Genomic DNA, 8,194 nt, shown 5'->3' with positions numbered 1-8,194 from the left:
TATGGGAACTTCTAAATTAATTTGTATGATTTCTCACCCTACAATTGCCCCCGAAAACATTACTGAGAACTTAAAACTTAAGCCATATTTGACACAAAAATTTGGAAGTTTTATTGTTACTCCAAAAGGTAATAAACCAGGTGGTAAATATAAAGTTAGTAAATGGGCTTATAGTATTGAAGTTGTTGATTCCGAAAAGTTAAATAACTATTTGTGTGAGCTAGTTGAAAAAATAAGTCGAGAAAAATTATTTATCGATAAAATTATAGATGAAAAAGGTGAGGTGAATTTGATTTTTAGTATTGCTGGAGTTGATAATTTAGGTTTTAATATTTCAGCAGGAGTACTAGAAAAAATAGCAAAAATGAAAATAAACATAGGTTTTGAGTTTTTCTCTTGTTGATTCTATATTGGATATTTATATTGATAGAGACGGAAATATTTGGACTTTGCCTAAGAACGCAAGAGGTATACCTCCTGAATGGCAAGGGCATTTAGACCACTATAGAGATTAAAAATATATGAAGATATTGCATTGGGAAAAAAATATTGAAGGTAGTGCTTATATCAAAGAAAATAAGAAAAATACTCTCACTCCATCTAGACAAAAGCAAAAAGTTATTTGTATGATGAAAGATGTATCCCTAATTAGCGCTCAGTTTAATGGGGTAAAAAAAGTATTTGAACCATATGTAAATATAGTTGCAGATAATGGAAATAAAGTAGAGTTTATTGGAGTATATTTACCTTCATTTTCTGAAAGTTGTAATAAAGAAATTTGTATTAGAAGAGCAACTTGGTATAAAAAGCAGATATTGAAAAGTGAGTTTACTATTAATACTAATTTTTTTGCTATTGTAGAACAGATAAAGTTACTAAATATATGTAAGTCAATAATCAAGTATGTTTCTAAAGGTGATTTTCATCGGTATAACCAAAAGCCTATTGATGAGTATTGCTTTTTAAATGTTTCAATCTATGATGATGGTTTTCGATGTGAAGTAGACTACTCTCCCAGAGCAGTCGAATATAAACTATTAGAATATAGTGTGAAAAAATTATTCATAATGTTTGATAGTTTAAATAATAAAGGATTAATTCCAGAAAAAGACACCCATAGAATTAGTTATAGAAAAAGTTTGTTTGAATATGAAAGTTAAAGTTGAATAATAATAGACACTCTATCAAAAGAAAGGCTTTAAAGTAGAAAGTGTTGAGTCTTTCTGCTTTAGATGCTTTTGATTGGAAACTATTTGGTTTTTAAAATGAAAATACTTACTCTTATTTTATTATTCATGATTTCTTCATGCAAATATGATGCTGAACTTATCTCGGATGAAATTCTTATTGATAACTTTAATAAGCAAATATCACTCTTCGATGAAATGGTTTATACATTAAATATGAATAGATATATTTTAAGGTTGACTGATTCTTATGTTGTTTTGGATGAAAGAAAAAGTTTAATACTATCTGAAGATTTAAAAAAGGAAATTTTAGATAAGCTAATAAAATTAAAAGTAAAAAATGGAATTTCAAGAAATGAAGACTTTCCTGGAGTTTTCTTGCATGTTCAATCCAGTGGATATGTTACGGGAGGTATATCAAAAGGGTATTACTACTCAAGAAATCCTCCAAGTAATATTGTTGATTCCTTAAATAACTATAAAGTTTGGAAAAAGAATGATACTGCTTTTTATAGGTTGCAGCATGGGTGGTATATGTTTTTGCAATATAGTGGCTAGTTTTTAAAAACTCAATAATAGACAGTCAACTTAAGATAAATATTAAAGTAGAAAGTCTCATCAACTTTCTACTTTATTTTTCGATTAGTAAGTGATGATTGGGCTTTTATAGTTATAAAAATGAATATAAGGGGTCGGGTGTATTTTACAATATATAAACACTTTATCATCAAGCTGGAAGGTATATCTATGGATTAAATTTAGGAGAAAAAGATCAAGCAACCAATGCGGTGACTTATGGTTATTCAACAGCGGAGTCAAATCGTTTTACCACAGTTGAGTCAGAACTAGAAAATGGTGATAGGCAATATATCACTACAGGGAGAAGCAATGTTGCTTCAACGTTGATTAAGCAAAAAGATGAACTGAAAACCACGACTACTCGTTTTGGTGTCACCACAGTGATTGATAAAATCATTGACCCTAAAACGCTGTTGGAAATCCCGCAAACGATTACATCGACTTACTCCGATGATGTGATTAATCGTATTACGATTAACAAGCAATATGCAGCCAATAATACGGATATGCGGGAGTTAACTACTAGCTTGACTNGAAATTCCCAAAACCATTACATCAACCTATTCAGATGATGTGATTAGTCGTATTACGATTGATAAGCAGTATGCAGCAAATAATACGGATATGCGGGAGCTTACTACCAGCGTGACGCAAAATGGAAATACCGCAACAGTCCACACTAATTATGTGACAGGACTGAGTACCGTCACTTCCGCTGAAAATCGTGTGGTGACACAACAGGTCGACCCATTAACGGGATTATTAGATTCAGCTGAGGTGACAGGTCTTTCCCCTGTGAGTTTTGACTACGATAATCGAGGGCGTATTAAAACGGTTACTGCTGGAGACAGAATAACAACCTATATTTATGAAGCGGCAGGTAAAGGTAAAGTAACATCCATTGTTAATGCTGAAAATCAAACAACAGCATTTGCCTATGACGATTTGGGTCGAGTGAATCAAATTACCTATCATGATAACAGTGTGTTAAATCAAAAATTTGATGCCAATGGTAATTTAGAATGGCTCCAGCCGCCGGGCCAACCTAAGCATTATTTTAACTACAATAGTGTTAACAATGCCGATAAATATACGCCGCCAGTGGTTGATGGTATTACCGAGCCGCAAACGGTTTATCAATATGATAAAGATCGCAAGCTGAATAAAATTATCAGGCCTGATTTACAGGAGTTAACTTTTAACTATCAGCCCAATAATAGTCGTTTAGATAACTTAGTGATTCCGCGCGGCACTTATACCTATGGTTACAATGCATTGGGCCAGGTCAATTCAATTACTGCACCCGATGATGGTGTATTAACACTGGGATATTTAGGTGATTTACCAGCATCACAAACCTGGTCTGGTGATATCACGGGTAGCGTGAGCCAACAATACAATAACCATTTATTAGTCAAAGCGCAGTGTGTCAATACAACGGATTGTTTCAATTATTTTTATGATAAAGATAATTTACTGACTAATGCCGGTGATTTAATTATTGGTCATGAACTCCAAAAAGGCGGATTAATTAGTGGTACGACACTCGGCAAGTTAACCACAGATAGAGAATACACCACCTTTGGTGAGCTTTGGACAAATAGTGCCAGTTATGATTCTAATTCACTTTATGATGTGACTTACACCCACGATAAACTTGGAAGAATTACCAACAAGTCGGAAATTATTTTAGGTGTGACAACCAATATTGAATATCAATATGATAATGCTGGACGACTGGATAAAGTGATTCAAGGCGGTGAGACCATCGATTATGATTACGATGATAACGGTAATCGAACTTTTAAAAAGGTTGATAATGTTATTGTTGAAAGTGGCAGCTATGATGAGCAAGACCGATTAACAGGTTATGCCGGTTACACTTATCAATATAGCAAGAATGGTGAGCTGGAAAGTAAAACCCATACCGATACCAGTAAAACCACTAGCTATCAATATGATGTGTTAGGTAATTTGATGCAAGTGGTTATTCCTGGTGATTCATCCAATACCACTATTGATTACATAATTGATGCCTCTGATAGACGTATTGGTAAAAAAGTAAACGGTACATTAGTTCAAGGCTATTTATATGCTGACCAACTCAATCCTATCGCAGAGTTAGATAGCAATAATAATGTCATTAGTCGATTTGTTTACGGCAGTAAAATCAATGTACCGGATTACTTTATTAAAGGTACTAAGACTTATCGAATTATTTCGAATCATTTAGGCAGTCCATTATTAGTAGTTGATATTGCTAATGGTGACGTGGTTCAACAAATGGATTATGATGAGTTTGGTAATGTCACGTTGGATACGAATCCAGGATTTCAGCCGTTTGGTTTTGCCGGTGGTATTTATGATAGAGATACTGGGCTGACTCGGTTTGGGGCTAGGGATTATGATCCACAAGCTGGGCGGTGGACGAGTAAGGACCCGATTAGGTTTGCTGGCGGGGACTCAAATATTTATGGGTATGTGTTTAGTGACCCGATAAATTTAATTGATCCAAATGGGTTATGTTCTTGCCCATCTGCTTCTGAGCTGGTCATTAATGCGTTATTACTTTCATTATATATGAATGAGTTATGGTCATATGATGCAATAAGAGGTGAGTTTCCTGCAAAATCTAATAAGTGTAATTTGTTTATTCATGAGTTAATAAACATGTCGGGCGGAACACTACCTTCTCCTAATGGATATTTTAATGATAATCCATTAGTTGCTGGACAGTGGGCAGATAAAAATTATCAAATTGAAGGTTGGACTCCTGTTACGGGGCCTCCTAAACCTGGAGATATAATTGCTGAAGCAAGTACTGGGTTTAGTGATGCAACAGGTCATGTGGCAGTTGTTACTGGAGAGAGAGAATCGACTTCCGCATCATATTATGGTGTTATAACAAACGACTATGGGTTTAGGTCGGGGCAAAACCCGACAATACGACGATGTTCGTGTTAATGATATTGGAGGATTTAACTATGAAAAAAGTAATAATGTTATTTATATTATTTGTATATGGTTTAACTTTACAAGCTAAAAGTAATATCTGTGAGTTTTCTTTAAGTGAACAGCTTAACAAAGTATCTGCAATAAATTTTGAAGAAAATTTTTATGATGTGTTAATGAATGATAAAGTATTTCTAAGAATATCTATATGTGCTCCTATAAACTTTAAGAATTATTTAGATGAAATTGAAAAACAGAATAAAACTAATCAATTAATCTTAATTTATTCACTACAAGTTCTAACTGGAGAAAGTTATTCTAAGTTTGTTAAACATCTAGTGAATATCTATTCTAGTGATAAAATTAACATAGATACTTTTGAAAGAGGTGTTTTTCCTGGATGGATATGGAGTACATACTTAGTTGAAAATTATAAAGACAAAAATGTTATTGAAACTATTGACTACTTAAGGAAAGTGTATGGTAGTAATGATTCTAAGTTAAATGATATCTTAACTGGAAAATCATTAGATACGCTCATTAAATCTCGGTTTAACTCTATAAGTCCTATTCATAGTAAAAGGTGGGTTTTTCGAAAATGAGTGAAAAAATATTTTTAGGTAGTAAAGTAAATCAAGTAATTAAATGAATCTAAAAATCATAATGAATAAATTCTCTATAACTCAACTGTGCTGAAGCTGGGCTCTATTGATTAGTGGTTTTATCTAGGGGAGTAATGAAAGTCAAAATCTTACTAGTTTCGGGAGGGGGCTTTTAGAAAATATTTTTTCTAAGGAATCTAATGACTACTTAAATCAGATAAAATATTTGAAGGTTAAAGAGCGTGAATATACAGGTGTAGGAAAATCAATGGGGTCAGAGTGATTGATTTTGTGATGTCGAACAAAAGTGAAAGGGGGCAACCATAATTTAGATTGGAGCGGGAAAGAATAAGGGGTCAATCCTATTTTACAATATATAAAACCTAAGCTATATTATTGTCATGCCAAGACCCACTCGAATAGAATATAAAGGCGCATTTCATCATGTGATGAATCGCGGCCGAGGCCGTCAAACGATTTTTCACCATGAAAAAGACTATCAGGCGTTTTTATCGGTCCTTCAAGAATCGCATGAGCAATTTGATGCGATGATTCATTGTTATTGTTTAATGGGGAATCATTACCATTTGCTGATAGAAACGCCCAAAGCTAATTTAAGCCGAATAATGCGCCATATTAATGGGGTATACACCCAGCGGTATAATCGACTGCACCGAACGGATGGGCCTTTATTCAGGGGACGATATAAGTCAATTCTGGTTGATGAAGATCCCTACTTGCTTCAATTAAGCCGCTATATTCATCGAAATCCGGTGGACATGAAACGTCCATTAGTCGCTCAGCTAAGTGACTATCGATGGTCGAGCTATCCTGCTTATATTAACCAAGCTGAAGCACCATCTTGGCTGTTTCGTGACAGAATCTATCAGATGCAGGGGCAGCGGCAAAAATACGTTGGTTATCGAAATTATGTTGCACAAGGTGTTGATGAAGATATCTCTCGTTTTTATAATCGAGGCAATTATTTGACCGTGCTTGGAGATAAAGCGTTTAAAGAATCTGTCAGGGAAGAGACAAAAGAGCAAAATATTGAACAACTAAGAAAAGTCTTGGAAGATAGACCAAGTGGACAAAGAATTCTTGAGCTGGTAGCAGTTATATTTAAAGTAAAGAGCCGCGATATTAAAAGCTGTCCAGGAGGTAAACGAGTGAGCAATCCCGCACGAGCGTTTGCAATGTATTCTTGTCAGCGATATGGAGCACTGAGTCTCAAGCAAATTGCAGTGTTATTTAACTTAAGTCATAGTGGAAGTGTGTCATTTTCTGTGAATAAGGTTAAGCGTGAGTTAGTTGAAGGCCAATGGTTGAGTGAGGTAAAGCAATTGGAAAGGGGGTTATATATTGTAAAATAGGCTTGACCCCTTGTTTTTTGGCGCTACAGGTAAAAATAAAAATGGGGAAATTACAGAGGAAGTATAAAATGACCTGATTCCTGGAATAAATTCATGGATTTCTGGCTAACCTCTAAGAGAGGTTGAATTTGCTCTAGGAGGAACACCTGATTCAAATACCCAAACCAAAAAATCTTGTCCTAGGGGGGGGAGTTAGTAGGTTCAGTCTTACCAAGAGGCCTCTCATTTGTTATGGGGTTGATAACACGTGTAGTAACAGAGGTTGATCCATACGATGCACAAGAAAACTTATCACCTGATGTTGTTGATTCTCTGAGCTCAGCTATTCGTCTGGGTTATGATACACCTGAAAAATTGAGATTTTCGCTTTCCAACCCTTCGATTCTATCTCGCGTTGGAGTGCATCAAGCGTATTCTCAAGAAAATGGCTTGAACGAATAGCTGGCGGTATTGATCTTGAAGATTGTAAATTGTCAATGTCCGTTTCAGGCCGGAAGTAAGGAATGCCGCATTTGACACTCTGGAAATAACGTCTTCAAGTAATATTTTTGTGTATGAACCGTCTTGTGTGAAGGCGCTTTCGGCATATCGGGATGCAGCACATGTTTTTGGTAGTACATTTAGTCATGATATATAAGTTGCAAAAAATCGAAATAGCAAAGATGTACCGATAGAATTCATTATTCAAAAAGTGACTGTTTCTTTTTATTTCTTCTAAATTAATCAGTCGATGGTAATGCCTAAAATAGTCGAGAACTTTTCTTGAATAAGCTCAAAGTCTTTTTTGGTAAAATAGTAGCTGTTAAATCCAAAGCCTTTGCCATTTTTATCATAAACTCTAAATTGACCTGTTATACGTTGATAAAGATTTCTTTTTAAACTACGTTTTTTATCTAAACTTTGTTCGGATATAAATTGCTTTTTACCATTTTTAATTACACCTAAAGTTTCACCGCCTATCATTGTTTGATCTTCTGTAATTTCAATGTGCCAATTACTACTTAATGTATAAATAGTACAGATGAAAAGGTTGATGGTTAGCATAATTATTAGAGTGTTTTGTAGTGAAGAAGAATGTAAAAAAAAATAAATTATTGGTACTGAAAAAAATAAGTTGTGCGTAAATAAGTGAATGAACGCTAGATGTTTTGCTGCTTTTATTTTCATAGTATTGAACCATATAAAAGTTTAGCTAAGAAGTCAAATTTGTATAGTCTAACAAGCTATCTAATAAATAAGGATATATTGCTTCTCTATTGTAAAAATGGGTGCTTAATAAAATATTCACTAAGCGTATCTTTGTAATATTGCTCAACTAGCTCTGGAGTTGAAGTATCAAGTCCGGGCAATCCTAACTGTTGTCTTGTTTTAAGTATACTCTGATAAAAAAGGTAATTGCTCAAAAAGCGGGGGCATTATGTAAGCAATCGATCACAAGAAAATCAGAAAAAGATCAATTTAATTGGCGAAAATCGATCACATTTAAAAGATTCAGTTAATG

8 protein-coding genes are annotated in these 8,194 nt (G+C 34.3%); 7 read left to right on the top strand and 1 reads right to left on the bottom strand.

Annotation, left to right across the window (positions count from 1 at the left end; all coding sequences use genetic code 11):
- The first annotated feature begins 1 nt into the window (after position 1).
- The 7 genes from ABVT42_RS13925 to ABVT42_RS13895 all read left to right on the top strand — a co-directional run bounded on the left by ABVT42_RS13925 (position 2) and on the right by ABVT42_RS13895 (position 7,134).
- Complete coding sequence (locus tag ABVT42_RS13925; RefSeq protein WP_353898053.1) at positions 2-403, top strand: DUF4279 domain-containing protein; 402 nt, start codon at positions 2-4, stop codon at positions 401-403.
- A gap of 118 nt (positions 404-521) precedes the next feature.
- Positions 522-1,160 carry a hypothetical protein gene (locus ABVT42_RS13920; protein ID WP_353898054.1) on the top strand — a complete coding sequence of 213 codons (639 nt, stop codon included), beginning with the start codon at positions 522-524 and terminating at the stop codon, positions 1,158-1,160.
- 105 nt (positions 1,161-1,265) lie between these two features.
- Positions 1,266-1,745: a hypothetical protein gene (locus tag ABVT42_RS13915; protein WP_353898055.1), complete on the top strand. Its 480-nt coding sequence runs from the start codon at positions 1,266-1,268 to the stop codon at positions 1,743-1,745.
- Positions 1,746-2,339: 594 nt separating this feature from the next.
- Complete coding sequence (locus ABVT42_RS13910) at positions 2,340-4,730, top strand: RHS repeat-associated core domain-containing protein (protein ID WP_367023953.1); 2,391 nt, start codon at positions 2,340-2,342, stop codon at positions 4,728-4,730.
- Positions 4,731-4,750: 20 nt separating this feature from the next.
- Positions 4,751-5,320, top strand: coding sequence for a hypothetical protein (locus ABVT42_RS13905; protein ID WP_353898123.1), 570 nt, complete (start codon positions 4,751-4,753; stop codon positions 5,318-5,320).
- Positions 5,321-5,721: 401 nt separating this feature from the next.
- Positions 5,722-6,693, top strand: coding sequence for a transposase (locus tag ABVT42_RS13900; RefSeq protein WP_367023951.1), 972 nt, complete (start codon positions 5,722-5,724; stop codon positions 6,691-6,693).
- Positions 6,694-6,924: 231 nt separating this feature from the next.
- Complete coding sequence (locus ABVT42_RS13895) at positions 6,925-7,134, top strand: hypothetical protein (protein WP_353898160.1); 210 nt, start codon at positions 6,925-6,927, stop codon at positions 7,132-7,134.
- Positions 7,135-7,416: 282 nt separating this feature from the next.
- Here the strand turns inward: ABVT42_RS13895 and ABVT42_RS13890 are convergent, their stop codons facing one another.
- Positions 7,417-7,860: a hypothetical protein gene (locus ABVT42_RS13890; protein ID WP_353898161.1), complete on the bottom strand. Its 444-nt coding sequence runs from the start codon at positions 7,858-7,860 to the stop codon at positions 7,417-7,419.
- Between the last annotated feature and the right edge of the window lie 334 nt (positions 7,861-8,194).

The organism is Aliikangiella maris (assembly GCF_040719265.1).
Lineage (GTDB): Bacteria > Pseudomonadota > Gammaproteobacteria > Enterobacterales > Kangiellaceae > Aliikangiella > Aliikangiella maris.
The sequence above is the reverse complement of the archived record's forward strand: the minus strand, read 5'-3'. Positions and strand labels throughout refer to the sequence as shown.

Bases quoted from the DNA above. Each gene is read 5' to 3' on its own strand.
- ABVT42_RS13905 (WP_353898123.1), top strand. From the start codon at position 4,751: ATGAAAAAAGTAATAATGTTATTTATATTATTTGTATATGGTTTAACT.
- ABVT42_RS13890 (WP_353898161.1), bottom strand. From the start codon at position 7,860: ATGAAAATAAAAGCAGCAAAACATCTAGCGTTCATTCACTTATTTACG.
- ABVT42_RS13915 (WP_353898055.1), top strand. From the start codon at position 1,266: ATGAAAATACTTACTCTTATTTTATTATTCATGATTTCTTCATGCAAA.
- ABVT42_RS13925 (WP_353898053.1), top strand. From the start codon at position 2: ATGGGAACTTCTAAATTAATTTGTATGATTTCTCACCCTACAATTGCC.
- ABVT42_RS13920 (WP_353898054.1), top strand. From the start codon at position 522: ATGAAGATATTGCATTGGGAAAAAAATATTGAAGGTAGTGCTTATATC.
- ABVT42_RS13895 (WP_353898160.1), top strand. From the start codon at position 6,925: ATGGGGTTGATAACACGTGTAGTAACAGAGGTTGATCCATACGATGCA.
- ABVT42_RS13900 (WP_367023951.1), top strand. From the start codon at position 5,722: ATGCCAAGACCCACTCGAATAGAATATAAAGGCGCATTTCATCATGTG.